The 24,681-nt window shown below is 66.0% G+C and carries 23 protein-coding genes; 13 read left to right on the forward strand and 10 right to left on the reverse strand.

From position 1 onward, the window contains the following. Positions 1-87 precede the first annotated feature (87 nt). Together RRX38_RS01095 and lhpI are read left to right on the forward strand one after the other, a co-directional pair. The gene (locus RRX38_RS01095; RefSeq protein WP_315961146.1) at positions 88-792 is read left to right on the forward strand and encodes an SDR family oxidoreductase; all 705 of its coding nucleotides are present in this window, start codon (positions 88-90) and stop codon (positions 790-792) included. 35 nt (positions 793-827) lie between these two features. Beyond that, positions 828-1,775 (forward strand): bifunctional Delta(1)-pyrroline-2-carboxylate/Delta(1)-piperideine-2-carboxylate reductase, encoded by a 948-nt coding sequence (lhpI, locus tag RRX38_RS01100; protein ID WP_315961147.1) that lies wholly within the window; start codon positions 828-830, stop codon positions 1,773-1,775. 105 nt (positions 1,776-1,880) lie between these two features. Here lhpI and RRX38_RS01105 read toward each other — a convergent pair whose 3' ends face one another. The 3 genes from RRX38_RS01105 to RRX38_RS01115 form a co-directional block, all read right to left on the reverse strand. Then, positions 1,881-3,179: a sorbosone dehydrogenase family protein gene (locus tag RRX38_RS01105; protein ID WP_315961148.1), complete on the reverse strand. Its 1,299-nt coding sequence runs from the start codon at positions 3,177-3,179 to the stop codon at positions 1,881-1,883. Then, the gene (locus RRX38_RS01110) at positions 3,176-3,604 is read right to left on the reverse strand and encodes a DUF2231 domain-containing protein (protein ID WP_315961149.1); all 429 of its coding nucleotides are present in this window, start codon (positions 3,602-3,604) and stop codon (positions 3,176-3,178) included. The genes RRX38_RS01105 and RRX38_RS01110 overlap by 4 nt, the downstream gene beginning before the upstream one ends. A 157-nt stretch (positions 3,605-3,761) precedes the next feature. Next, positions 3,762-4,583, reverse strand: coding sequence for a hypothetical protein (locus tag RRX38_RS01115; RefSeq protein ID WP_315961150.1), 822 nt, complete (start codon positions 4,581-4,583; stop codon positions 3,762-3,764). Between the two features lie 263 nt (positions 4,584-4,846). Between RRX38_RS01115 and RRX38_RS01120 the strand changes: the two genes are divergently transcribed. Further along, a complete protein-coding gene (locus tag RRX38_RS01120; protein WP_315961151.1) occupies positions 4,847-5,662 on the forward strand; it encodes a protein phosphatase 2C domain-containing protein in 816 nt (271 codons plus the stop codon). A gap of 59 nt (positions 5,663-5,721) precedes the next feature. Here the strand turns inward: RRX38_RS01120 and RRX38_RS01125 are convergent, their stop codons facing one another. Then, positions 5,722-6,675 carry a LysR family transcriptional regulator gene (locus tag RRX38_RS01125; protein ID WP_315961152.1) on the reverse strand — a complete coding sequence of 318 codons (954 nt, stop codon included), beginning with the start codon at positions 6,673-6,675 and terminating at the stop codon, positions 5,722-5,724. 170 nt (positions 6,676-6,845) lie between these two features. Between RRX38_RS01125 and RRX38_RS01130 the strand changes: the two genes are divergently transcribed. Both RRX38_RS01130 and RRX38_RS01135 read left to right on the forward strand, forming a co-directional pair. Then, on the forward strand, positions 6,846-7,568 hold the full coding sequence (locus tag RRX38_RS01130; protein ID WP_315961153.1) for an AzlC family ABC transporter permease: 723 nt from the start codon (positions 6,846-6,848) through the stop codon (positions 7,566-7,568). Continuing rightward, positions 7,565-7,888 (forward strand): AzlD domain-containing protein, encoded by a 324-nt coding sequence (locus RRX38_RS01135; protein WP_315961154.1) that lies wholly within the window; start codon positions 7,565-7,567, stop codon positions 7,886-7,888. The genes RRX38_RS01130 and RRX38_RS01135 overlap by 4 nt, the downstream gene beginning before the upstream one ends. Before the next feature lie 6 nt (positions 7,889-7,894). Here RRX38_RS01135 and RRX38_RS01140 read toward each other — a convergent pair whose 3' ends face one another. After that, complete coding sequence (locus RRX38_RS01140) at positions 7,895-8,800, reverse strand: LysR substrate-binding domain-containing protein (protein ID WP_315961155.1); 906 nt, start codon at positions 8,798-8,800, stop codon at positions 7,895-7,897. A gap of 134 nt (positions 8,801-8,934) precedes the next feature. Between RRX38_RS01140 and RRX38_RS01145 the strand changes: the two genes are divergently transcribed. From RRX38_RS01145 to RRX38_RS01165, 5 genes are all read left to right on the forward strand, one after another. Further along, a complete protein-coding gene (locus RRX38_RS01145; protein WP_315961156.1) occupies positions 8,935-9,807 on the forward strand; it encodes a transketolase in 873 nt (290 codons plus the stop codon). 1 nt (position 9,808) lies between these two features. After that, on the forward strand, positions 9,809-10,810 hold the full coding sequence (locus RRX38_RS01150) for a transketolase family protein (protein WP_315961157.1): 1,002 nt from the start codon (positions 9,809-9,811) through the stop codon (positions 10,808-10,810). Positions 10,811-10,821: 11 nt separating this feature from the next. Then, on the forward strand, positions 10,822-11,667 hold the full coding sequence (locus RRX38_RS01155; protein ID WP_315961158.1) for an NAD(P)-dependent oxidoreductase: 846 nt from the start codon (positions 10,822-10,824) through the stop codon (positions 11,665-11,667). A gap of 70 nt (positions 11,668-11,737) precedes the next feature. Further along, positions 11,738-13,060: an MFS transporter gene (locus RRX38_RS01160; RefSeq protein WP_295479588.1), complete on the forward strand. Its 1,323-nt coding sequence runs from the start codon at positions 11,738-11,740 to the stop codon at positions 13,058-13,060. Positions 13,061-13,214: 154 nt separating this feature from the next. After that, positions 13,215-13,673: a thiol-disulfide oxidoreductase DCC family protein gene (locus RRX38_RS01165; RefSeq protein WP_315961159.1), complete on the forward strand. Its 459-nt coding sequence runs from the start codon at positions 13,215-13,217 to the stop codon at positions 13,671-13,673. A gap of 51 nt (positions 13,674-13,724) precedes the next feature. On the opposite strand, the gene RRX38_RS01170 is transcribed toward RRX38_RS01165, so the two are convergent. Together RRX38_RS01170 and RRX38_RS01175 are read right to left on the reverse strand one after the other, a co-directional pair. After that, a complete protein-coding gene (locus RRX38_RS01170) occupies positions 13,725-14,456 on the reverse strand; it encodes a DUF4198 domain-containing protein (RefSeq protein WP_295479582.1) in 732 nt (243 codons plus the stop codon). A 23-nt stretch (positions 14,457-14,479) separates the two neighbouring features. After that, positions 14,480-16,591 (reverse strand): TonB-dependent siderophore receptor, encoded by a 2,112-nt coding sequence (locus tag RRX38_RS01175; protein WP_315961160.1) that lies wholly within the window; start codon positions 16,589-16,591, stop codon positions 14,480-14,482. A gap of 167 nt (positions 16,592-16,758) precedes the next feature. Between RRX38_RS01175 and yghX the strand changes: the two genes are divergently transcribed. Further along, on the forward strand, positions 16,759-17,646 hold the full coding sequence (gene yghX, locus RRX38_RS01180) for a YghX family hydrolase (RefSeq protein WP_315961161.1): 888 nt from the start codon (positions 16,759-16,761) through the stop codon (positions 17,644-17,646). Positions 17,647-18,222: 576 nt separating this feature from the next. Here yghX and RRX38_RS01185 read toward each other — a convergent pair. From RRX38_RS01185 to RRX38_RS01195, 3 genes are all read right to left on the reverse strand, one after another. After that, the gene (locus RRX38_RS01185) at positions 18,223-18,591 is read right to left on the reverse strand and encodes a hypothetical protein (RefSeq protein WP_315961162.1); all 369 of its coding nucleotides are present in this window, start codon (positions 18,589-18,591) and stop codon (positions 18,223-18,225) included. Positions 18,592-18,650: 59 nt separating this feature from the next. Continuing rightward, complete coding sequence (locus tag RRX38_RS01190) at positions 18,651-20,660, reverse strand: DNA topoisomerase III (protein ID WP_315961163.1); 2,010 nt, start codon at positions 20,658-20,660, stop codon at positions 18,651-18,653. A gap of 304 nt (positions 20,661-20,964) precedes the next feature. Further along, a complete protein-coding gene (locus tag RRX38_RS01195; RefSeq protein WP_315961164.1) occupies positions 20,965-22,290 on the reverse strand; it encodes an OprD family porin in 1,326 nt (441 codons plus the stop codon). A gap of 356 nt (positions 22,291-22,646) precedes the next feature. Here RRX38_RS01195 and RRX38_RS01200 point away from each other — a divergent pair, with 356 nt between their 5' ends. Together RRX38_RS01200 and RRX38_RS01205 are read left to right on the forward strand one after the other, a co-directional pair. Further along, the gene (locus tag RRX38_RS01200) at positions 22,647-23,336 is read left to right on the forward strand and encodes a response regulator transcription factor (protein WP_295479564.1); all 690 of its coding nucleotides are present in this window, start codon (positions 22,647-22,649) and stop codon (positions 23,334-23,336) included. A 2-nt stretch (positions 23,337-23,338) separates the two neighbouring features. Further along, the gene (locus RRX38_RS01205; protein ID WP_315961165.1) at positions 23,339-24,679 is read left to right on the forward strand and encodes an ATP-binding protein; all 1,341 of its coding nucleotides are present in this window, start codon (positions 23,339-23,341) and stop codon (positions 24,677-24,679) included. The last annotated feature ends 2 nt before the right edge of the window (positions 24,680-24,681 follow it).

Below are 24,681 nucleotides of genomic sequence, written 5' to 3' on the forward strand. Positions count from 1 at the left end.
CTATCGTTTTGTGCAGCTTGCGCTGCCTCTCTCAGGGGGTGATCGCCTGCTAGGCTGGCTGCTCATTACTTTTCTGGAGAACACCCCATGGCTGAGCAAAAAGTGGCGATCATCATGGCCGGCGGCAGTGGTATGGGCGCAGCGGCGGCCAGGCGCCTGGCCGCCGATGGCTTCAGGGTCGGCATCCTCTCGGCCTCGGGCAAGGGCGAGGCGCTGGCCGCCGAGCTGGGCGGCATCGGCGTCACCGGCAGCAACCAGTCCAGCGCCGACATGCAGCGCCTGGTGGAGCAGGTGCTGCAGGCCTGGGGGCGCATCGACGTACTGGTCAACAGCGCCGGCCATGGGCCGCGGGCGCCGCTGCTGGAAATCAGCGACGAAGACTGGCACACGGGCATGGACGTGTACCTGATGAACGTGATTCGTGCCACGCGGCTGGTGACGCCTGTCATGCAGCGCCAGGGTGGTGGCGCGATCATCAATATTTCCACGGCCTGGGTCGCGGAACCTGCGGCGATGTTTCCCACCTCGGCGGTGTTCCGCGCCGGTCTCGGCGCCTTCACCAAGCTGTTCGCCGACAGCTATGCCAAGGACAACATCCGTATCAACAATGTTCTTCCGGGCTGGATCGACAGCCTGCCGCAGACCGACGAGCGCCGCGCCAGCGTGCCGCTCGGCCGTTACGGGCGCAGCGAAGAGATCGCCGCGACCATTGCCTTTCTGGCCAGTGATGGCGCAGCCTACATCACCGCGCAGAGCCTGCGTGTCGACGGTGGGCTGATGCGCAGCATCTGAACGGCGCAGCGGTCGCCTACATCAAGAGGAACGCGATGAACAAGCAGCACGCTGGCGCCGCCAGCCAGGAACCGGTCGTGGTTTGCGACCGTGAGCGTACCGCGCAACTGCTGGACTTTCCGCGCCTGGTCGAGGCCATCGCCCAGGCCGCGCGGGAACTGCGCGACGGCCAGATCCTCAGTCCTGAACGCCTGGTGGTGCCGCTGGGCAGCGGCGTGCTGTTGAGCATGCCGGCCACGGCCCGCGACATCGGCATCCATAAGCTGGTCAATGTACACCCGGCCAATGCGGCGTTGGGCTTGCCGTCGATCCACGGCACGGTGAGCGTGTGCGACGCGCAGACCGGCCGCATCGCTTGCCTGCTCGATGGCCCCGAGGTCACCGGGCGGCGTACCGCGGCGGTGACCCTGCTGGCCATTCGCACGCTGTTCGACGGTCAGCCGACCGAGTTCCTGTTGTATGGCACCGGCGTGCAGGCGCGTTATCACGTGCAGGCCATCCACGCGCTGTACCCGCAAGCGCGTATCCGCATCAGCGGACGCGACCGGGTAAGGGTTCGGCAGTTCTGCGCAGAGGTCGCCGCACTGCACCCGCGGGTCGAGGCCCTGGAGGGTAGCGTGCCGCCAGAGGTGCAGGTGGTGATCACCCTGACCACCAGCCTGGCGCCGGTGTATGACCAGGCGCCTCGCAGTGGTCGTCTGGTGATCGGCGTCGGCGCCTTCAAGCCGGAGATGGTCGAGATCGGCCCGGCGACCCTGGAAGGCAGTGAGATCTACGTCGATGAACCCGAGGGCGCCCACGCCGAAGCCGGTGACCTGCTGCAGGCTGGCGTGGACTGGACACGAGTCGGCTCGCTGGCCGCCGCGCTGGATGCGCCGTGTAAGCCTGGCAGGCCGGTGGTGTTCAAGAGTGTCGGCACCGGTGCCTGGGACCTGGCGGCGGCGCGGGTGGCCCTGGCGGCGCTCGCCAGCCAGGCAGATTGATCGGTAGGACCGGCTTCAGCCGGGATACCTTTCGCAGCTGAGGTCGGACAGGGCGCAGTTGTCCTTGGGAGGCGGGGCCGGACAGAACGGCCAGCCCCGTTTGGCTCATGGCTGGCGGGTCACGCGCCAGACCGTGTTGGCCAAGTCGTCGGCGATGATCAGCGCGCCTTTCGGGTCGACGGTCACGCCCACCGGGCGGCCGCGGGTCTTGCCGTCTTCACCACGGAAACCGGTGGCGAAGTCCACTGGCTCACCAGCCGGTTTGCCGTCGTTGAAGGGCACGAAGATCACCTTGTAGCCCACCGGGTTGTCACGGTTCCAGCTGCCGTGCTCGCCGACGAACACGCCATTGGCGAACCTGTCGCCCATCGCCGGGATCGAGAACGACACGCCCAGCGCCGCGACGTGGGAGCCCAGGCTGTAGTCCGGCTTGGTCGCTCTGGCCACCATGTCCGGGTTCTGTGGATGGGCACGGCTGTCGACGTTCTGCCCCCAGTAACTCCACGGCCAGCCGTAGAAAGCGCCTTCCTTCACCGAGGTCAGGTAGTCCGGCACCAGGTCCGGGCCCAGTTCGTCACGCTCGTTGACCACCGCCCAGAGCTGCTCGCTGCCGGGCTGGATGGCCAGCGCCGTAGGGTTGCGCAGGCCGGTGGCGTAGGGCTTGTGCGCGCCGGTCTGGGTGTCGATCTGCCAGACCATCGCGCGGTCGGCTTCGACTTCCATGCCACGTTCGCCGATGTTGCTGTTCGAGCCGATGCCCACGTACAGGTAGCGGCCGTCGGCGCTGATGGTCATGGCCTTGGTCCAGTGGTGGTTGACCTCCGCCGGCAGGGCGGTGAGCCTGACCGGCGCACCGCTGGCCTGGGTCTGGCCGTCCTGGTAGTCGAAACGCACCACGGCATCCTGGTTGGCGACGTACAGCTTGCCGTCGGCGAAGGCCAGGCCGTAGGGCGCGTTGAGGTTGTCGGCGAACACCGTCTGCACTTCGTAGCGCCCATCGCCGTCGGCATCGCGCAGCAGGGTCAGGCGGTTGCCGCCCTTCACCTTGGTATTGCCCTGGGCCTTGATGTAGCCGGCGATCACGTCCTTGGGCTTGAGCTTGGCGGCATTACCGCCGCGGCCTTCGGCCACCAGAATGTCACCGTTGGGCAACACCAGGGTCTGGCGCGGAATCTTCAGGTCGGTGGCAATGGCGTTGATGGCGAAGCCTTGCGGCACCGTGGGCTTCTGGCTGCCCCATTCGGCCGGCTCGGCGATCTTCATGCTGGGCAACAGGCCGCGTTGTGGTTCGGGCAGCTTAGGGTCCGGTCCGCGCGCCTGGGTGCTGTCGGCTTCGCCGCCGCAGGCGCTCAGCAACAGGGTCAGGCCGAGCAGGCTCAGTGGTTTGATCAGGCGGCTGTTCATCGGGCACCTCCGGCGCGCAGGTTGCTGAAGCCGGTCCACGCCGAGACCACGGCCAGCAGCGCGACCAACACCGACAGCACCAGGCCGGCGGGCATCACCGCCCAGGCGTCCTTGGCGTGTTCGAAAGCGTTGATCAGGGCCAGCACCCAAGTGGCCAGCAACAGCAGCAGGTAGACCAGCGGGCGGCCGCCCTTGTGCGCGGCGCGCAGCAGATTGGAGATGGCGAACAGGCCGGCCAGACCGGCGAACAGCAGGCCCCCGGCGATCAGCCAGGAAGCGAAGTTGCTCCACTGGATCTGCACGGTGTTGTAGTAGGCGATATCGCTGAACAGGGCGCCGAGGAACAGCGACACGCTGCCGCCGAGCAGGATCCCGTGCAGCGGGCCCGGCGCGGTGCGGTAAGGGGGTTGGTCGGGGACGGTCACTGTGGTGCTCCTTGTGTGTTCTGGTTCACTTCCAGGGCAGGGGTTCGAAGGTATTCGAACAAGGAAGTGGATACCGGGAGCGCCGCTTAAGTTCAGCAGCAACCCGGCCCTGAAACATCCTGCAACAGAGCCGGGTTCAGTGATTCGGTGTGGCGGCTCAGGGCACGCGGGTCAGGACCTGTTCGGTCAGTTCGCCACCGACCATCAGCAGGTAGCGCAGCTTGCCGTCGGTGGTGGGCTGCAGGATGGTGGCACTCTGCGATTTGTGCAGCGGATGGCTGAACAGCGCGGGGTTGGCGGAGTAGGCAAAGCTCTGGAAGTGCAGAGCGTTGCCCACCCAGCGCACGTCGTTGTACAGGTAATGCCAGTCGCCGCTGGCCGCATGGTCGATAACGGTGACGCCGCGGGCGTCGCGGCGGATCTCGACCTGCACTTCGCCATCGAGCGCCCACTTGCCCAGGTAGCGTTGCAGGTTGGCATGCGCCGGCACCTGCGGCGCCGGGGTGAAGTCGCTGGTCTGGTAAGGCGTCTGGCGGGCACGCTCGGCAGCGCTCGGGTAGCCTTCGCAGCGCGGTGCCAGTTGCGTGACCTTGCGGTAGTCGAAGGTCAGTGACTGGCCGGCCACCTCCATGCCCAGTTGCATCGTCTGCGGCGAAAAGGCCAGCACCTTGAGTTCGAAGCGCTCCTGCGGGGCTTGTACCTGAATACGGCTGCCGTCGGCGGCGATGCTGTAGCGTCCCGGCTCCGGCGCTTGCACATGGCTGTCCAGGCAGTTGAAGGGGTGCAGCAGCACCGTGCCATCGGCACGGAATTCACTGACGTTGGCGATGCCGTTGTTTAGCGGTTGCATCGCCCAGATGCCGACCAGACGGCTGGTGTCGCTGGCCAGCGCGGTGGCCCCTGGCGAGACTTCCTTGGAGGTGGCACAGCCGCCGAGCAGGGCGGCGCAGAGCATGAAGCAGAGCAGCTTTGTTGACACAGGGTTCTTCCGTTGCAAATCGTTGTTCAGCGCCCCGGCGTGATTTTCGGTGCGGGGCGGATTTCAGCCCAGCTATGACCGCCGGATCAAGGTTCAGTGCCCGACCGGTCGGCGGTCGGGCAGACGGCGTGGCGATGCCGTGCCATGATGGCGCGCTTGATTCCTTCAAGCGCCAGCCAAAGCGGTTCGCACATCCAGGGCTTGGCGAACATCCTCGAACTTTGACGGTCAACTGGCCTCGACTCGTGTTGCAGGAGAACCCCATGCATCTGGACCTCATCGAATCCATCAGCCTGGCCGGCAAGGCGCAGGTGCCGAACGACGATCGGGCCGGCTGTGGCGAGCGGCATGCCTGGGTCATCGACGGTGCCACCGACCTCGGCCCGTCGGGGCTGTTGGGCGAGCGGGGTGGGGCGGCGTGGCTGTCCGGTGTTGCGCATCGTGCATTCATGGCCGCCGAAGGTACCCTGGCCGATATCTGCGGGCAGGTCTTCGCCAGCGTGGCCACGGCCTATGCGCAGGCGCGCCAGCGTGAACCACAGGGCAAGTGGGAGTTGCCGCAGGCAGCCCTGGCGGCGCTGGCCCTCGAAGGCCCGGTGCTGGCCTGTGGTTTTCTGGCCGATTGCGTGGTGCTGCACCGCAGCGCCCAGGGCGTGGCCTTCCTGACGCCGGCGCCGGATCGTCATCAGGAACGCGCCGAGGCCCTGGCCCTGGGGCCGGGGGCGGGCGCGGGGGCGGTGCGCACGCCAGCGGTGCTGGCCGACCGCCGCGCCGCCCGCGAGCGGCCCAAGGCGGTGCTCAGCGTGGACGCCGCGCAGGCGGCGAAGGCCATCGAGTATGTACGTGTGGCGGTGGCGCCCGGTGATGACCTGCTGCTGATGAGCGACGGCTTCGCGGCCTTGCTGGACACCTACCAGGCCTATCAACCGGAAGCCTTCATGCAGCGTTTGCTGGCCACCGGGCTGGCGCCGCTGGCCGAAGAGCTGCGGCGCATCGAGCGCGATGACGCGGCCTGCCTGCGCTACCCTCGCTTCAAGGCCAGCGACGATGCCACCGCGCTGTGGCTGCGGGTGAGCTGAGTCCGCCTTGGCCGCAACACTGATCGCTTAGACCCTTGGCGAGCTTGCTCGTGCAGGGCCTAGGTGAACTGCTCGATCAGCCAGTTCTGCAGGCGCAGGCACGCCGGGTCATCGGCGGTGTCCTGGTTGACCACCAGGTAATGGATTTCGTCCTTGAGCATCACCTCTCCGGCCAGCGGCCTGACCAGGCGGCCCTGGCGTAGCAGCGGCGCGACCAGGTGATCCCAGCCCAGCGCCACGCCCTGGTCGTCCAGCACCAGTTGCATCAGCAGGCTGTAGTCGTTGCTGCTGAAGGCCGGGGTGCAGCCGGGCGTGCGGCTGCCGCTCTGGCTGGCCGGGTGGCTGAACCAGGCGTTCCAGTCGAAGCGCTCGGTCAGCTGTGCGCGCCCGTATGGGTCGAGGTCCAGCAACGCGGCCTGGCGCAGCCCCTCTGCCGTGCGCAGCTGGGGATGAGCGTCGAGGTAGGCGGGGGTGCATACCGGGTAGATCACTTCATGGAACAGCGCCCGGCGCCGGTAGCCCGGCCGTTCGTCCAGCGCCTGGCTGATGAAGATGTCCGGGACGATGCCCGGCTCCATGGCCCGGAAGCGTTCCGTGGTGATCACGTTCAGGCGGATCTCGGGGTTGGCATTGGCAAAGCCCTTGAGCTGTTGTCCCAGGCGCAATGCCGACAGCGCGTGGGTGCAGCACAGGGTCAGGTTGCGGCGGTCGCGGGTTTCCCGGCGGATGCGTTCAGTGGTCTGGTAGATGTTCAGCATCGACAGCTGCGCCGTGTCCAGCAGCAGGCTGCCGGCGGCGGTCAGGCTGACTTCACGGCCCTGGCGCAGGAACAGTTCGGTGCCCAGGTGTTCTTCCAGGTCGCGTATCTGCCGGCTGATCGCCGCCTGGGTCACGCACAGGGCCTCGGCGGCGCGGCTGAAACTGCGGTAGCGGGCGGCGGCGACGAAGGAGCGCAAAGCCTTGAAAGACGGCATGTTGAGCAGCGCCAGGTCGGTCTGGGAGAGGTTGCGCATAACAAAAACTACCTGTTTCGAGGTAAAAAAATTCGGTTCAGCCGCCACCGGCCACGCCCTAGAATCCACCCCAGGGCCAGGCCGGCGCCCAGCATAACGCCTGGCCTGCCGCCTGGCCGACCTTTGTGCTGCCAGACGCGGCTCACTTTTTTCAGAACAAGGATTTCCCGATGATCGACCCAGGTGCCCGACAGGCCTTCATGCTCGGCGTGCGCAAGCTGTTGCCGCTGATTCCCGGGGTGATTCCCTTTGGCCTGGTGACCGGGGTCACGGCCATCGACATGGGCCTGTCGCCCGCTTCGACCCTGGGCATGACTGCGCTGTTCTATGCCGGCTCGGCACAGATGGCGGCCTTGCAACTGACTCAGGCCGGCGTGGTGCCGATCGCCATCGTGGTCACGGCGTTGATCATCAATCTGCGCTTCATCATGTATGGGGCGGTCTTCGCCGCCCACCTGCAGCACCTGCCACGGCGCATCACCTGGCCGGCGGCGTACCTGCTGTCCGACCAGTCGTTCGCCCTGTGCAGCCTGCGCGCCTCGGCGGGGCAGCACGATGCCCGGCTGTTTCCCTTTTACCTCGGCACGGCCATTTCCATGTGGCTGGCCTGGATGCTCTCGGTGGCCGCGGGGGTGTACGTCGGCGCCAGCATCCCCGGCAGCTGGTCGCTGAGTTTTGCCATTCCGCTGTCGTTCCTGGCCCTGCTGGTGCCGGGCATTCGCAATGCGCCCAGCCTGGGCGCGGCCGTGGTGGGCGGGCTGCTGGCGGTGTTGCTGGTGCGCCTGCCGTACAACCTGGGGCTGGTCATCGGCTCGGTGTGCGGCATCGCCACGGGGGTTTGGCTTGAGCAACTGCGTCGGCCGGCGTTTCCAGCCACGGAGCCCGACGCATGAGCGATCTGACACTGTGGACCACCTTCATCGCCATCGGCCTGGGCACCTTCGCCATTCGCCTGTGTTTCATCGAACTGCATGGTAAGTGGCGCGTGCCGGCGCTGTTCACCCGCGCACTGGCCTATGTGCCGGCCAGTGTCATGGCCGCGCTGGCCTTGCCGGCCGTGGTCTACCCGGCAGGCCAGCCCGGTGGGCTGCTGGATAACCCGCAGGTGCCGGCGGCCATCCTCGCCGCTCTGGTGGCCTGGAAGACGCGCAGTACCGTGGCCACCCTGGCGGTCGGCATGGCTGCGCTGTGGGGGTTGCAATACCTGGCCTGAACGCAGTCAGCGCACGCCGATCTCATCCAGCAGCCACTTCTTGAATACCTCGGATGCCTCGTGACGGGTTCGGCGCTTGGGGTACACCAGGTAGTGGCCGATGTACTGGATGTCATGGGTCAGGCTGCGCAGCGGGGCCACCAGCGCGCCGCTGCGCAGTTCGCCTTCGGCCAGCAGGGTCGATTCCAGCACCACACCCATGCTGTTCACCGCCGCGGCGATGGCCATGGCGCTGCGGTCGAAGCGCAAGGCGTAGTGGTGCGGGGCGAACAGGTGGTTGGCTTCGAACCAGCCTTTCCATTGCAGCATCTGCACTTCGCACTGGATCAGCGTGTGCGAGTAGAGGTCCTGGGGGCTGCGGATGTGCTTTGCGACCTCGGGGCTGCACAGCGGGGTGAGGTGCTCCACGGCCAGCGGCACGATTTCGTGCAGGCTGCCGCGCGGCTCGCCGTAGACGATGTCGAGGTCGAAGTCGTCGTTGTCGAAGCGCGCATAGTCGGTACTCGCCGAGAAGCGCAGATCGATGTGCGGGTAAGCCGCCACGAAGCGCTGCAGGCGCGGCATCAGCCACTGGGTGGCGAAGCTCGGTGCGGTGTGCAGGCGCAGCGGCGGTGGCTCGTCGGCATTCACCAGGGCAAAGCCGCGTTGCATTTCGTCGAGGCCACGTTGCACGTGTTCCAGCAGCACGCGGCCCTTGAGAGTCAGGTTCACCTCTCGAGTGGTGCGTTCGAACAACTGCAGGTCGAGGGCTTCTTCCAGCTTGCGGATCGAGTGGCTGACGGCGCTGGAGGACAGCCCCAGTTCCTGGGCGGCGACCGCGAAGGAGCCGCTGCGCCCGGCTGCCTCGAAGACCCGCAAGGACGATAGCGGCACTTTACGCAGTGCGGCTATTGGTGAATTTGGTTCACTCATTCTTGTAAAAATGTCCTTTGTAAGCCCGCAATATCGGGTGATAGCGTTGGTTTCAGGTTCCGTTCCGGACTGTTTGATGAATCTCATACAGTAGTTCGGCATGGCGACTCTTACATCGCAAGCAGGAATACACAATGACAATAATTCCTCAGCGAGCGCCGACGACGCCGGATACGCTCGCCCACCTGAAACACCACGCCTGGCGCATCCGCCGCTTCGCCCTGCGCATGGGCGAAGTACAGGGCCAGGGCTATGTCGGCCAGGCCCTGGGCTGGGCCGATGTGCTGGCCGTCGCCTACTGCCATGCCATGCGTCTCGACCCGGCCAACCCGGAATGGGAGGGCCGCGACCGCTTTCTGCTCTCTCATGGTCACTACGCCATCGCGCTGTATGCGGCGCTGCTGGAGGCCGGCGTGCTGCCTGAACAGGAGCTGGAGACCTACGGCGCCGACGACAGCCGCCTGCCGATGTCGGGCATGGCCACCTATACCCCCGGCATGGAAATCTCCGGCGGTTCGCTGGGCCAGGGCCTGGCCATCGGCGTAGGCATGGCCCTGGCGCTGCGCATGAAGGGCAATCCGGCCTGGGTGTTCAACTCGATGTCCGATGGCGAGCTGGACGAAGGCGCGACCTGGGAAGCCGCCCTGTCGGCGGCGCACCACCAATTGGGCAACCTGATCGCGCTGGTCGACCTGAACAAGCAGCAGGCCGATGGCAACTCCCATGAGGTGCTGGAGTTCGAACCCCTGGTGGACAAATGGCAGGCCTTCGGCTGGCACGTGCAGCGGGTCGACGGCAACGACCTGGCAGCGGTGCTGCAGGCGTTCGACAGTGCCATGGCCCTGGAGGCGGCGCAGCCGCGGGTGATTCTCTTCGACACCCTGATGGGCAAGGGCGTGGACTTCCTCGAAGACCGCGAGAAGAACCACTTCATCCGCGTCGAGGCGGACGAATGGCAGGCCGCCTTGCGCGCTCTGGATGATGGCTATGCACAGGGGGCGCAGTGACATGAGCAACGAAACCACCCACAAGCCGCGGCTGACCACCTCGGCGATGATCGCCTCGATCGCCGCCGAAGGTCAGCGTACCGAGACGGCGCCCTTCGGCCACGCGCTGGTGGCGGCGGCGCAGCGGGACCCGCGCATCGTCGGCATGAGTGCCGACCTGTCCAAGTACACCGACCTGCACGTGTTCGCCCGCGAGTTTCCCGAGCGGCACCTGCAGATGGGCATGGCCGAGCAGTTGCTGATGGCTGCCGCCGGTGGCATGGCCAAGGAAGGGCTGGTGCCGTTCGCCACCACCTATGCGGTGTTCGCCACCCGGCGTGCCTATGACTTCATCCACCAGGTGATCGCCGAGGAGCGGCTCAACGTCAAGATCTGCGCGGCCTTGCCTGGCCTGACCACCGGCTACGGCCCCAGCCACCAGGCCACCGATGACCTGGCGTTGATGCGCGCGGTGCCGGGCATGACGGTGATCGACCCTTGCGACGCGCTGGACACCGCCCAGGCTGTGGAAGCCATCGCCGCGCACCACGGGCCGGTGTACATGCGCCTGCTGCGCGGCAAGGTGCCGATGGTGCTCGACGAATACGACTACCGCTTCGAACTGGGCAAGGCCAAGCTGCTGCGCGACGGCAAGGACGTGCTGATCATCGCCAGCGGGATCATGACCATGCGTGCCCTGGAGGTGGCGCAATTGCTCGGCGATGGCAGTGCCGATGTGGCGGTGCTGCACGTGCCGACCATCAAGCCGCTGGATGAAGCGAGCATCATCGAAGCCTGCCGGCGCAGCGGGCGCCTGGTGGTGATTGCGGAGAACCACAGTACCGTGGGCGGTTTGTCCGAGGCTGTCGCACTGACCCTGCTCAAGGCGCGGGTGGCGCCCGAGCTGCGCCAGGTGGCGCTGCCGGACGCCTTCCTGGATGCCGGCGCACTGCCGACGCTGCATGACCGCTACGGCATTTCTGCCGCGGTGATGGCCGCCAACATTCGTCAATGGCTGGGTTGAGGAGCACGTACATGAAAGTTGCATTCATCGGCCTGGGGGCCATTGGCCTGCCCATGGCTCAGCAGATCCGCCAGGCCGGCCATGCGCTGATCGGTATCGAACTCAGCGAAGCGGGCCGTGAACGGGCGCGTGAGCAGGGCCTGGAGGCCAGCGCTGACTGGCGTGCTGCGCAGGACGCCGAGGCCGTGGTGGTGATGGTCGCCACCCCGGCGCAGTTGCAGGCCCTGGTGGACAGCTTCGAGCCACTGCGCCCTGGCCAGTACTGGGTAATCATGAGCACCGTCGGCCCGGCTGCCGTGCGTGAACAAGGTGAACGCCTGGCGGCATGCGGGGCGCGGGTGGTCGATGCACCGGTTACCGGCGGCGTGGCCCGGGCGCGCACCGGCAGCCTGCTGATCTTCGCCTCCGGGGCGCCTGCAGACGTGCAGGCGGTCAACCCGGTGCTGGCGGCGATGGGTGAGGTCAAATCCACCGGGGACAGCATCGGTGACGGCCAGGCCATCAAGGTGGTCAACCAGCACCTGTGTTCGGTGCACCTGGTGGCCGCTGCCGAAGCCCTCAACCTGGCCCATGCCCTGGGCCTGGACCCAGCCAAGGTACTGGAGCTGGTGGAGCGCGGGGCGGGGGGCTCGTGGATGCTCTCCGACCGTGGCCCGCGCATGCTGCAGGGCACCGATGCGCAGGTCACCAGCATGGTCGACATCTTCGTCAAGGACAGCGGCCTGGTGGCCGATGCGGCTCAGGCCTGCCATGCCTCGGTGCCGCTGCTGGACATCGCCCACCAGCGTTTTTCCAGCGCGGCGCAGGCCGGGCTGGGGCAACGTGACGACAGCCGGGTGATCGAAACCTGGCGCTGAAACGGCACACATGAAGACCGGGCAGGCGGGCCTGCCCACCCGTACAACAACAATAAAGGCAGGGTTTTCCATGAGTCATTCCACTGAGGTGGCCGCCGGGCCACACGACAAGGCTTCGAAAGTCTCCTTCGCCTCCATGGTCGGTTCGGCCGTGGAGAGCTATGACTTCTTCATCTACGGCACAGCGGCCGCCGGCTGGTTCGGCTCGGTGTTCTTCCACACCACCGAGCCGATCGTCGGCATCCTGGCGGCCTTCGCCACCATGGCGGTGGGCTTTTTCATGCGCCCGCTGGGCGGTTACCTGGCCGGACACTACGGCGACCGCATCGGCCGCAAGGCAGTGCTGCTCTGGTCGCTGCTATTGATGGGCGGCGCCACGGTGCTGATCGGTGCGCTGCCCACCTACGAACAGGCCGGGGTCGTCGCGCCGCTGCTGCTGATTCTGTTGCGCATGATCCAGGGCATCGGCTTTGGCGCGGAGTGGGGCGGTGCAGTGTTGATGGCCTGTGAGCATGCGCCACCGCAGCGCCGCGGCTTCTTCGGCGCGGTGCCGCAGATCGGCATTCCGCTTGGTCTGCTGATGGCCAACGGCGCGTTCCTGCTCTCCGGTGCGCTGCTCGAAGGCGACTGGGTGTGGCGCGCACCCTTCCTGGCCTCGGTGGTGATGGTCGGCGTGGGCATGTGGATTCGCCTGGGGGTCAGCGAGTCGCCGGAATTCGAGAAGATGAAAGCCGAGAACACCCTGATCCAGCAGCCGGCGCTGACCGTGATCCGCAACGACTGGCGCAAGATCCTGCAGATCGTCGGCCTGCGCCTGGCGGAAACCGGCGGTTACTACCTGGCCACCAGCTTCATGCTGTCGTACGTGCTGCTGGCCGGGGTGGCGAGCAAGGAAAACGTGCTGTGGGGCACCCTGGTCGGTTCGGCGCTGGGGCTGGGCAGCCACCTGTTCTTCGGCGCGCTCAGTGACCGCATCGGGCGCAAGAAGGTGTTCCTCATCGGCTCGCTGTTCACCATCGCCTTCGGCATTCCGCTGTTCCTGCTGATCAACACCGGCGTGGTGGTGCTGATCGTGGTCGCGGTGGCGCTGTCGCTGCTGCTCAGCCACGACCCGATCTTCGCCGTGGAGGCGAGCTGGTTCACCGAGCAGTTCCCGGCCAACGTCCGTTCGTCGGGCATTTCCCTGGGCTACAACGGTGCCTCGCTGGTGGCCGGTGCCTTGCCATTCCTGGCCACCGGCCTTTACGCCATGGTCGGCTGGATCGGACCGGCCCTGTTGTTCAGCGCCTTGGGGGTGATCTCCACCGCTTGCGCGTTGAAGATGCGCGAGACCGCTCCGGCGGTGGTGGGCGAAGAACAGCTGTCGGGCACGCTGGCCACGGCTGCACACTGACCGCGGCTTGCGGGGCGGGTGGTCGTCAGGCGGCCCGCCTTGCAATCCGGCGGCGTGTGTAGGCTGAAGCGGTCACTGACGTGCTGCGCTGGTCAATGCCTGGGTTTCTCGGTTAGGGTCGGGGCTTCGCGACTCGACACCCACGAGGCCCTGGATGGTTTCTTCTCTTTTGCGCCCCGAACCTGCGCCGTTGCTGGCTCCCGGCGAGACCGTGGTGCTGTTCGATGGGGTGTGCAAGCTGTGCAACGGCTGGGCGCAGTTCGTAATCCGTCACGACCGCCGGCAGCGCATCCGCCTGGCCACCGTACAGTCGGCCGAAGGCCAGGCGCTGCTGGCCTGGGCCGGGCTGCCGCTGGATCGCTTCGATACCATGGCGACCATTCGTGACCGGCACTACTGGGTGCGTTCCGAAGCCTTCTTCGAGGTGGTGCGGCAGTTGCCGGGGCTGTGGCCGTGGTTGCGGGTGTTGCGTGTGGTGCCGGAGCGTCTGCGTGACCTGGGCTACGACTGGGTGGCGCGTAACCGTTACCGCTGGTTCGGCCGCCATGCGCAATGCCTGATGCCCACTGCGGACCACCAGCGGCGTTTCCTGCACAGTGATGTGCTGCGCTGACCCGAGCCTGCTGCACCGCCGGGTAACGCGGCGCAGCAGGTCATGCCGGGGTCAGTCGTGGTGCTCTTCGCCCACGAAGGTCAGCGAGGTGAACAGGCCTCGGGCTTCGATGTCGGCATCGCCCTTGACCGGCAGGGTGACTTCGGCGGCGATGACGTTCAGGCCTTCGTTGCGCACCACCACGCTGGCGCGACCTTCGGCGTCGGTTTCGGCGCTGACTTCATCCGGCTCGCTGCGGTAGTCGCCGATCAGCTTGATACCGGCGGCGGGCTTGCCATCGACCAGCACCTTGACCGGCAGCGGCTTGCCCGGCCCGACCTTCAGCGGATCGGCCAGCGGCACGATGACCATCTTCAATTTGTCCAGCGCTGGCAGCCGGGCACCGGGCGCATAGATCGCCAGGCTGTACTTGAAGGTGTGGATCGAGTCCGTGCCCCCCGGCACCTTGCTGCGTCCCTGGTTGATCCATTTCTTGTCTTTGTCGCGGGTCCACATGCCGTTGTCCAGGGCCACGCTCATGATCGCCACGGGTTTGATCGGCTTGAGCCGGGCATGGTCGTCCAGGCGCTCGACGGTCACCGGCACCTGCCGGCCGGCCAGGTCATAGGCCCAGGCGCCACTGACTTTCTGCGCCTTGAAGGCGTTGTCTTCGGCGCCATGGCCGTAGATCACTTCGATGTTGCCGCGACGTTGCTCGGTCCACAGGCCATGGGCCGAAGCCTGGCCGGCGCACAGCAGGGCGCCGCTGATGCCCAGTGCCAGCAAAGAGGAGTTGAAACGCATGGTGTTTCCTTTTTTCTTATCGATCAGAGGTTGAGGGTGAAGCTGACGGTGAAATTGCGCGGTTCGCCTGGTGCGATCCAGTAATTGCTGTAGGAGCGCTCGTAGTACTTCTCGTCGAAGATGTTATTGAGGTTCAGGCCCACCGTCAGGTTGTCGGTGGCTTTGTAGTGCGCCAGCAGGTCGACGGTGTGGTAGGCCGGCAGCTCGAAGTTCGAACCCGATTCTCCGGAGCGATCACCCACGTAGTTGAACGCTGCGCCCAGGTCCGAACCGCGCAGCGTGCCTTCCTGGAACTCGTACACGCCCAGCAGGCTGCCGCTGCGCTTGGCCACGCCGAGGATGCGGCTGCCGGTGGGAATGCTGCGGTCGCCCTTGGTGACTTCGGCATCGATGTAGGCGAAGGCGCCTATGATCCGAACTGCATCGGTCAGCTGGCCGGTCAGCTGCAGGTCAAGGCCCTGGCTGCGGGCCTTGCCCACCGCGCGGCTGGTATCGCTGCCCGGGTCGAGGGCCAGGACGTTTTCCTTGTCGATATGAAAGGCGGCGAGGGTGGTGCTCAGACGCTCGTCGAACAGCTCGCTCTTGATGCCCACTTCATAGCCGACGCCTTCTTCGGGGTCGAAGCTCTTGCCGGCGGCATCCAGGCCGTTGTTGGGCTTGAACGAGGTGGAGGCGTTGGCGAACAGACCGACTTGCGGGGTCAGCTGGTAGAGCAGGCCGGCACGTTGGGTGAAGGCGTCGTGGCGTTGGCGCTGGGTGCTGTTGCCGGCGTAGTTGTCGATCTGCTGGTCGAAGTGCTCGTAGCGTGCCCCGAGCATGCCGCGCAGCTTGTCGGTGAAGATGATCTGGTCCTGCAGGTTCAAGGCACGGCTTTCCACGTGCTCGAAAAAGTCGGTGCCGGAACGCGCGCCGTTGGGCTTGGCCTGGCCGTACACCGGGTTGTAGATATCGATGGCGTAGGGGCTGCCGGCGATGGTGGTGACCCGTTCGTTCTTGCGGTAGTTCTCGTACTCGGTGCCGATCAGTACCTCGTGCTGCAGGGCGCCGGTGTCGAAGAAACCGTGCAGCTCCAGCTGGGTGATGCTGTCGTGCCAGTTCATGTCTCGTTCGCGGTAGCGACGGTTGACGGTATGGCCATCAGCGTTCAGCGGGCGTGACTCGCTGGCGAAGCCGCCCAGCTCGCCTTCCTTGTAGTGGCTGGCCAGGCGCAGCGACCAGCTGTCGTTGAGGCGGTGGTCCAGGATCGCCTGAATCAGGTTGTTGTCGTTGTCGATCTTGTCGTCCGGCTCGCCGAGGAAGGTCGAGCGCGACACGCCGCTCCAGCGGTTGTTCGGCGCGACGATGCCACGGTCGAAGATCGAGTCGTGGCGGACGAACTCGGTCTGCACCAGCAGGCTGGTGTCCGGGCTCAGTTCCCAGCGCAGCGACGGGGCAACGAATACGCGGTGGCTTTGCACGTGGTCGCGGAAGCTGTGGTTGTCTTCCACGGCCAGGTTGACGCGGCCCAGCAGCGTGCCTTCGGTGTTCAACGGGGCGTTGGCGTCCAGCGCGGTGCGGTAGCGGTCCCAACTGCCGGCGCTGGCCTGCAGGGTGGTGAAGGCTTCGCGCTGGGGCTGCTTGGTGACGATGTTCACCGTGCCGCCAGGGTCGCCACGCCCATACAGGCTGGCGGCCGGGCCCTTGAGCACCTCGATGCGCTCGACGTTGGCGGCGTCCGGGGTGGCCGGGTAGCCACGGTTGGCGCTGAAGCCGTCCTTGTAGAACTCCGACGTGGTGAAGCCGCGGATGCTGTACTCGTAGAGGGTCAGGCCGCCGAAGTTGTTCTGCCTGGACACGCCGCCGGCGTAGTCCAGGGCACGTTCCACCTGGCTGGTGCCAAGGTCCTGGAGCACGGTGGCGGGCACTACGCTGATCGACTGGGGAATGTCCTTGATCGCGGTGTCGGTCTTGGTCGCGGTGGCCGAGCGCGTGGCGCGGTAGCCCTTGACCGGACCGCTGGCGGTTTCGTAGTCCTGCTCGGCACTGACCGTCAGTGCGTCGAGTTCGATGGGGGAAGCAGGGTCGGCAGCGTAGAGCGGGGCGCCGAGCACGCTGAACGCGAAGCCGGCGAAAGAGGCGATTGTGCGGGACGACATGGAGGGTTTCCTGATAGTTATAGTTACAATATAACATCCCAATCAAGATTTATTAGCATTTGTGTCGGCAATTTTCTGCCGGTTGCGCAGGTTTCGGTGGTTTGCCTGGCTGCAGGCTATGCTTGGGGGCCGCAATCCTGACTTCCCGACCCGAGGATGCCCCCGCGATGTCCAGCCTCACCGCCCGTGATTTTTCGCCTGAACTGCTGGAGCTGTACGACTACTACGCCCATGGCCAGATCAACCGCCGCGAGTTTCTCGACCGGGCGGCGAAGTTCACCGCCGGCAGCCTTACCGCCGTGGCCGTTTTGGCCGCGTTGAGCCCGGACTACGCGCTGGCCGAGCAGGTGCCGTTCACCGACCCCGACATTGTCGCCGAATACGTGACCTACCCGTCGCCCAAGGGCCACGGCCAGGTGCGTGCCTACCGGGTCAGGCCTGCTAAGGTCGCCGGCAAGCTGCCCGCCGTGGTGGTGGTGCACGAGAACCGTGGGTTGAACCCCTACATCGAGGACGTGGCACGGCGTGTCGCCAAGGCTGGCTTCATCGCTCTGGCCCCGGATGGGCTGAGTTCCCTGGGCGGTTACCCCGGCAACGACGACAAGGGTCGGGAAATGCAGCAGCAGGTCGACCCGGAAAAACTGTTGAATGACTTCTTTGCCGCCATCGAGTGGCTGATGGCCGACCCGGCTGTTACTGGCAAGGTCGGTATCACCGGTTTCTGCTATGGCGGCGGTGTGGCCAATGCGGCGGCGGTGGCCTACCCGGAACTGGGGGCGGCGGTGTCGTTCTACGGACGCCAGCCTAGGGCCGAAGAAGTGCCGCGTATCAAGGCGCCGGTGCAGATCCACTACGGCGAGCTGGACACGCGAATCAATGAAGGCTGGCCTGCCTACGAACAGGCCCTGAAGGCGGCTGGCACCCCGTATGAGGCGTGGATCTACAAGGGCGCCAACCATGGCTTCCACAACGACTCCACGCCACGTTACGACGAAGCGGCGGCCAAGCTGGCGTGGGAGCGGACCCTGGGGTGGTTCAGGCGTTACCTGGTGTGAAACTCAGGGCCGGGTAGGAGCGGCCTCAGCCGCGAAGCGACCGCCTGTTCACGACATATGCACTGAATTTCCTCGCACTTTCGCGGCTAAAGCCAATACTGGTCAGTTAGACCGTTGGAGCTTGCTCGCGAATGGCAGGCTATCTGGACCGGGTACACCCGCCGCAGCATTAGTGCCCTTTAGTCACCTTTCCGCCTTTACGGCGGGTTACTTTTGGTTTCCAGGTGCCCTGCGCGCCAAAAGTAACCAAAAGCCATTGCTCCTGGCTTGGGTCTGCCCTGCGGGCAGACTTCCCTCCTTCCGGCGCCATTCCAGGGGGCCGGCGCAATGGGCCGTCCCTGGCCCAGTGCGCCTAAGCCGGCTTCCCTGCCGGCTTACCCCCTTCCATGACACCTCCACTCGGCCTGCACCGAAGTCGCGTTTGGCGGCGTCTGTGAGTTCTGCGCTTGAAAAGCAAAAGCGACGCCAGATCGGATTGCTTTGGTCTAAAAGATCAGTATTGCGGCTAAAGCCGCTCCCACCGGGGCACATGCCGCTTAAGCGAACAGATTGGCTTTAGCCGGGATTTGCAGAGTTTCAGTGGCGCCCGCGTCGACGCGCCAGGCGTGCCTGCCAGTCGCCGGCGTGGCTGCGCTGGCAGGCTTGCTCGCTGTCGCAAGACACATGGCGTTCCACCTGTTCCAGGTGGATACCGGCTTCGGCCAGGGCCATGCCGGTGAGTTCGTTCATGCGTTGGTCCTGGCCGGCCAGCAGCGCCGCCTGACGACTGGCTTCGGTGTCGAACACCCAGGTCACCAGCAGGCTGGCAGGGAAACGCTGGTAGTCGACCTCATGGGTCAACCATTGGAAGCCTGGCAGTTGCGCCTTGGCGGTTTCGCAGGCTTCGGTGAGGGTGCGGCCGAGCAGGCGTTCGAGGTGCGCCTGTTCGCGCTTGGATAAGGACATGGCGGGTCAGTCTGCTGAAAAAGCGTTCAGTCTTGCACGCTTGCCAGCGCCTGGGAAATTCATGCATTGCCCGATGGCTTGCGGCTGCTGCGGCGTGGCTTGGCGGCGGCGCTGGTCGCTGCAGCCTTTGCCGTGGTCTTGTTTGACGTACCGTCCTTGGCGCCGCGCGAGTTGCCGGACGCCTTGCGCTTGCGGGATTTCTTCCAGGGCGCCGCACCCGCCGGTGCGGGCATGCCCTGCAGGTTCAGACGCAGGCCCTGGCAGCGTTCGACCTGCTTGCTCATCCACGCCGCCTGTTTGGCGACGAACTCTTCCAGGCTCATCTCGCCGCTCTGCACCATGTCCAGTGCCTGCTCCCAGATCGCCGTGGTGCCGGGGTCGGCAATCGCCCGCGGCACGTTGTCGATGAGGCTGAACGCCGGAGGGGTGGCGCTGAGCGCCTTGCCGTCCTTGCGCAGATAGCCCCGGTCGAGCAGGCCCTGGATGATGCCCGCACGGGTCGCTTCGGTGCCGATGCCGGTGGTCTCCTTGAGCTTCTGCTTGAGCAGCGGGTCTTCGACCAGACGCGCGACGTTCTTCATGGCCTTGATCAGGTCGCCCTCGGTGTAGGGCTTGGGCGGCTGGGTCCACAGGTCCTTGAGCTGCACCCCGGTGACCGGGCAGTTGTCGCCCTGGCGCAAGGCCGGCAGCGCCTGGGGCGGCGGGGCCTGCTTGCCCTTGGCCGGGGCCAGGGCCTCGGGCAGGGCGCGTTTCCAGCCGGGTTCGATGACCCGCTTGCCGACCGCACGCAGGGCCTGCCCGGCGCAGTCGAAATCCGCCTGGGTCCGGTCGTACTCGTGGTTGGGCAGGAACTGCGCCAGGTAACGGGCGCGGATGAGGCTGTACACCGCGCGCGGCTTGCCGCTCAGGCGTTCGAAGGCCCGTGTCGCGGCGGTGGGAATGATGCCGTGGTGGGCGCTGACCTTGGCGTCGTTCCAGGCCCGCGAGCGACGCTGCGCGTCGAGGTGTTCACGCAACGGCTGCAGGCTCGGGTCGGCGGCGCACAGCGCGGCGATGATACCGGCCGCCTCGCCATGCTGGCTGACGGGCAGGTAGCCGCAGTCGCTGCGCGGGTAGGTGATCAGCTTGTGGGTTTCGTAAAGCGCCTGGGCGATATCCAGGGTTTCCTGGGCGCCGAGGCCGAGCTTCTTCGAGCAGATTTCCTGCAGGGTACCCAGGTCGAAGGGCAGCGGCGCGGCTTCGCGAACCCGCTCGGTGCGTAACCGCGCCACCCGGGCGCTGCCGGCCTGGGTGATGTCGTGGGCGGCCTGCTGCGCCAGGGCCTGGTTCAGGCAGCGGTCCTGTTCGTCGCAGAATTCGCCAGGCGCGCGCCACTGGGCGGTGAAGTCCTGGCCGTCGTGGCGCAGGCCGACGTCGATGGCCCAGTAGGGTACTGGTACGAAGTCGGCGATGCTGCGGTCACGGTCTACCACCAGACGCAGGGTAGGGGTCTGCACCCGGCCCACCGGCAATACGCCCTGGTAGCCGGACTGGCGCCCGAGCAGGGTGAACAGACGGCTCATGTTCATGCCGATCAGCCAGTCGGCCCGCGACCGGCCCAGCGCCGAATGATAAAGGCTGAAGGTATCGGCGCCCGGACGCAGCGCCGCCAGCGCCTTGCGGATCGAGGCGTCGTCCAGCGCCGACAGCCACAGACGCTGGATCGGCCCGCGATAGCGACAATGCTCGACCAGTTCGCGGGCGATCATCTCGCCTTCGCGGTCGGCGTCGGTGGCGATCACCAGCTCGCGGGCCTCGCCAAGCAGGCGCTTGACCGCCTTGTACTGGCTGGCGGTCTTGGGCTTGACCTGCATCTTCCAGGTGCCGGGCACGATCGGCAGGTCCTGCAGCACCCAGCGCTTGTAGCGGGCGTCGTAGGCGTCGGGCGGCGCGGTTTCCAGCAGGTGGCCGATGCACCAGGTGACGGTGACGCCGGCGCCGCTCAGGCAACCGTCGCCGCGTCGGGTGGCACCCAGCACGGCGGCGATGTCCTTGGCCTGGGAAGGTTTTTCGCAGAGAAACAGGCGCATGGCCGGCAAGCTTTCTTCAATCGGTCGAGGCCGACAGGATGCGCCAGGGCCTCGGGCAGATCAAGTTTTATCTGTATGGGCATACAGTAAAAAGGCCGGGCTCCTTGCCTTCACAGCCCTGTATTGCGGCTAAAGCCAATACCGCTCGGTTAGGCGTCATGTGACCCGATGGGAGCGGCTTTAGCCGCGAAAGCGCCAGGAAACTCACTGCATCTGTTGTGAACAAGCGGTCGCTTCGCGGCTGAAGCCGCTCTTACCCGGTTTAACTGACCTGTATTGCGGCTAAAGCCTCGCCCATCCAGCGTTACAGCAAGGTGATGGGGTAGTCGACGATCAGGCGCAGTTCCGATACGTCGCCTTCGCCCTGGTCGGCGTTGGCACGGTGGAAGGCCTGGCGTACCCGCAGCGACAGGTCCTTGGCCGCGCCGCTCTGCACCACGTACTTGGCTTCCAGGTCGGTTTCGTTGTGCTTGCCGTCTGCGCCATACAGTCCGGCATAGGCGCTGTCGGCCGACACCCGTGTGCCGTCGACGTCGTAACCGCGCATGTGGCGGGCCATGAAGCTCAGGCCGGGCACGCCGTAGTGCGTCATGTCCAGGTTGTAGGTGATGCCGAACGAGCGCTCGTTGGGGCCGTTGAAGTCCGACCATTGCACCGAGTGGGCCAGCAGCACCGAGTCGCCACCTTCGCCATTGCCGTTGTTGCCCACCGCCAGGTAGTCGAACGGCGTGTCGCCGTGCACTTTCTGCGCCGACAGGGTGACCGAATGCGCACCGAGGAAGGCGTAGGTCGCGCCCAGCGAGGCGGTGGTGTTGTCGATGGCGCCGGCCTTGGCCTGGCCCTGGTCGAGGGTGCGGTACAGGTTGGCGTCGAAGGTCAGCGACTGATCGCCGCCCAGGGCCAGCACGTAGTTGGTGTTGGCGTAGTACTGGTTCCACACGTCTTCGAACTGCGCCGCGTAGAGGCTTGCGGTCCAGTTCGGGGTGATCTGGTACACGCCACCGGCGTAGGTCGCCTTGCGCGCCGTGACATTGGCGTACAGCGCGTAGATATCGTGGTCCTGATTGGTGGTCACGTTGCTGTTGGTGCTGGTGTAGCGCCCGGCTTCCAGGTCCAGGCCATCGATCTCGCTGCTCTTGAGTTCCAGGCCGGTGGCGCTCTGCGGCAGCAGGCGTGTGCCGCCCACGGCGAATACCGGAGCGGTGGGCTGCAGGTTGCCGTAGCGCAGCTGGGTCTTGGACACCCGCAACTTGAGCGCCGCGCCAGCGCTGCCAAAGCTGTCTGCGGCCTTGCCATCGCGCTCCAGAGGCAGGTTGCCGGTGCCGCTGTCGCCTTCCTGGGCATCGAGCTTGACGGCGAAGTGGCCGAAGGCATCGATGCCGACACCGACGGTGCCTTGGGTGAAGCCCGAGCTGTAGTTGCCGATGAAGCCTTGTGCCCAGTCACGGTTGTCGCGGTCGCCGTCCTGGCGGTCACGGTTGAAGTACTGGTTGCGGGCCAGTATCGACAGGCTGCTGCCGGCGGCGAAGCCTTTGGCGTCGTCCTGGCTTTCGATGGTCTCGGCCATGGCCAGTTGATTGAGCGAGGCAGAAACCGCCAGGGCGACGGCGCTCCAGTGTCTTGGGGTCATGGTTTGCATTCCTCTGGTGTCAGGGCCCGAAGCCGGTGCGGAACTGGCCGGCGTTTGGTCGAATTCGGGCGGTGGCAGCAGGCGGGCGTGGTGCCCGACCGGGGTGAGCGGCGCGCCGTTTTATATCACGGTATTTCAATGAGTTAGGCGCCTGCGCGGTAAGGCTTGGTTAAAAAGCTGTAACTTTCAGACAGCAATTCGACGCTGCGCCGCAGCGTTCGTTCAGGGTTTTCAAGCCCTGCGCCGGAGCTGCCGAAAGGCGCGTGGCGGCCTGCTGGCCATTTCCCATGAATGCGCTGTTCGCCTGGCTTCGCCAGCTTGCTAACATGAGCTCACAAATGGATAGGGGGGCTTTCATGCGAAAGGTCTTGTGCATCGAAGACGACCAGGACACGGCTCATGAAATCGCCGCCGAGCTGGGCCGGATGGGCTTTGCCGTGGAGTGTGCCGGGGATGGCCAGCAGGGGCTGGAGCTGGCGCTGCAAGGTGCCTACGACGCCATCACCCTCGACCGCATGCTGCCGGGCCTGGATGGTCTGGAAGTGATCACCCGGCTGCGCGGTGCGGGGGTGCGCACCCCGGTGCTGATGATCAGTGCGCTGACCGACGTGGACGACCGCATCCGTGGCCTGCGTGCCGGCGGCGACGATTACCTGGTCAAGCCGTTCGTCTCCGAAGAGATGGCCACGCGCATCGAGGTACTGCTGCGCCGCCATGGCGAGGTGCCGGAGCGCGAAACCCTGCTGCAGGTCGGCGACCTGGGCCTGGACCTGCTCAGCCGCGAGCTGCTGTGCGGTGAGCAGCGCGTGGGGCTGTCGCCCATCGAGTTCAAGTTGCTGGAGTTCCTGATGCGTAACGCCGGAGCGGTGGTGACCCGCGCGCTGATCTTCGAGTCGGTGTGGGGCTATCACTTCGACCCCGGCACCAAGCTGATCGACGTACACCTCACACGCCTGCGCCGCAAACTCGATGTGGTGGGTTGCAAGGTGGTGATCAATGCCCTGCGTGGCTCCGGCTTCGTGCTGGTCGACGGCACGGAGCAGTGAGCGTGCGCGCCCGCCTGCTGCGCACCACGGCCTTTCGCCTGACCCTCACCTATGCGGTGGTGCTGTCGCTGGGCGCCTTGCTGCTCAACGTGCTCATCTACTGGCAAGTGGAGGGCTACCTGTCGCGGCAGACCGACAAGATCATGCTCGGCGAGATGCGCCAGTTGCTCTACCTGCCCGCCGAAGCGTTGCCCGAGGAAATCACCCGGCTGGAGGAGGGCGACCTGCGCGGGGTGATTTCCTATGGCCTGTTCGAGGCCAATGGGCGTTATCTGCATGGTGCTTTGCAGCACCTTCCTGAAGACATTCCGCTCGACGGCCAGCCGCATGAGTGGCAGGAGGCCGGGTTCGCTGCCGGTACCAAGCTGATCGGCCGCAAGCTGGTCAATGGCCAGGTGCTGGTGATCGGCTACGAAGCCAAGACCCTCGCCGGGCTGCGTGCCATCCTGCTGCGCTACCTGGGCTGGAGCGCCTGTCTGATTCTGGTGGTCGGCCTGCTGGTCGCGATATTGCTGGGCTTCGCGCCGCTGCGCCGCATGCGTCATGTGCAGGCCGCCAGCCGGCGTATCGCCGAAGGCGATTTCACCCAGCGCCTGCCGGTCACCCGCCGTGGCGACGAGCTGGACATGCTGTCATCGCTGGTCAACCGCATGGTCGTCGAGGTCGGGCGCCTGCTCGATGAGGTCAAGAGCCTCGAAGACAACGCCGCCCATGACTTGCGCACGCCGCTGAACAAAATGCGCGCGCAACTGCACCGCACCCTGATGGACTGGGAACACGCGCCCCGCGAACAGCTGCGCGTGCGCCTGGAAAAATCCCTGGACGCCGCCGATGCGCTGCTCAGCCGTTTTCGCGCCCTGCAGCGCATTGCCGAGATCGACAGCCAGGCGCGCCGTGCGGGCATGACCACGTTGGCCTGCGGGCCGCTGCTGGAGCAGGTATTCGAGGATTACCAGCCGGTGGCCGAAGAGGCGGGTATCGAGCTGCGCCTGGCCATCGAACCGGTACCGCCGTTGCTGGCTGACCGGGAGTTGCTGGCCGAAGCGTTGATGAACCTGCTGGACAACGCGGTGAAATTCACCCCGGCGGGTGGCTGCGTGTGGCTGAAACTGGTGGCCGGGCCGCAAGGCACGCGTATCGAAGTACAGGACAACGGCCCGGGGATTCCCGAAGACCAGCGCCACACCGTTCTGCAGCGTTTCGCCCGCGGGCATCATGAAGCCCGGGGCAGCGGCACCGGGCTGGGCCTGGCCATCGTCGCGGCGGTGACCAGGACCCACGGCTACCAGTTGCTGCTCGAAGACGCGCAACCGGGGCTGCGCGCGGTGTTGCAGACCGCTTGAGG

The sequence above is a fragment of the Pseudomonas sp. DTU_2021_1001937_2_SI_NGA_ILE_001 genome (assembly GCF_032463525.1).
Lineage (GTDB): Bacteria > Pseudomonadota > Gammaproteobacteria > Pseudomonadales > Pseudomonadaceae > Aquipseudomonas.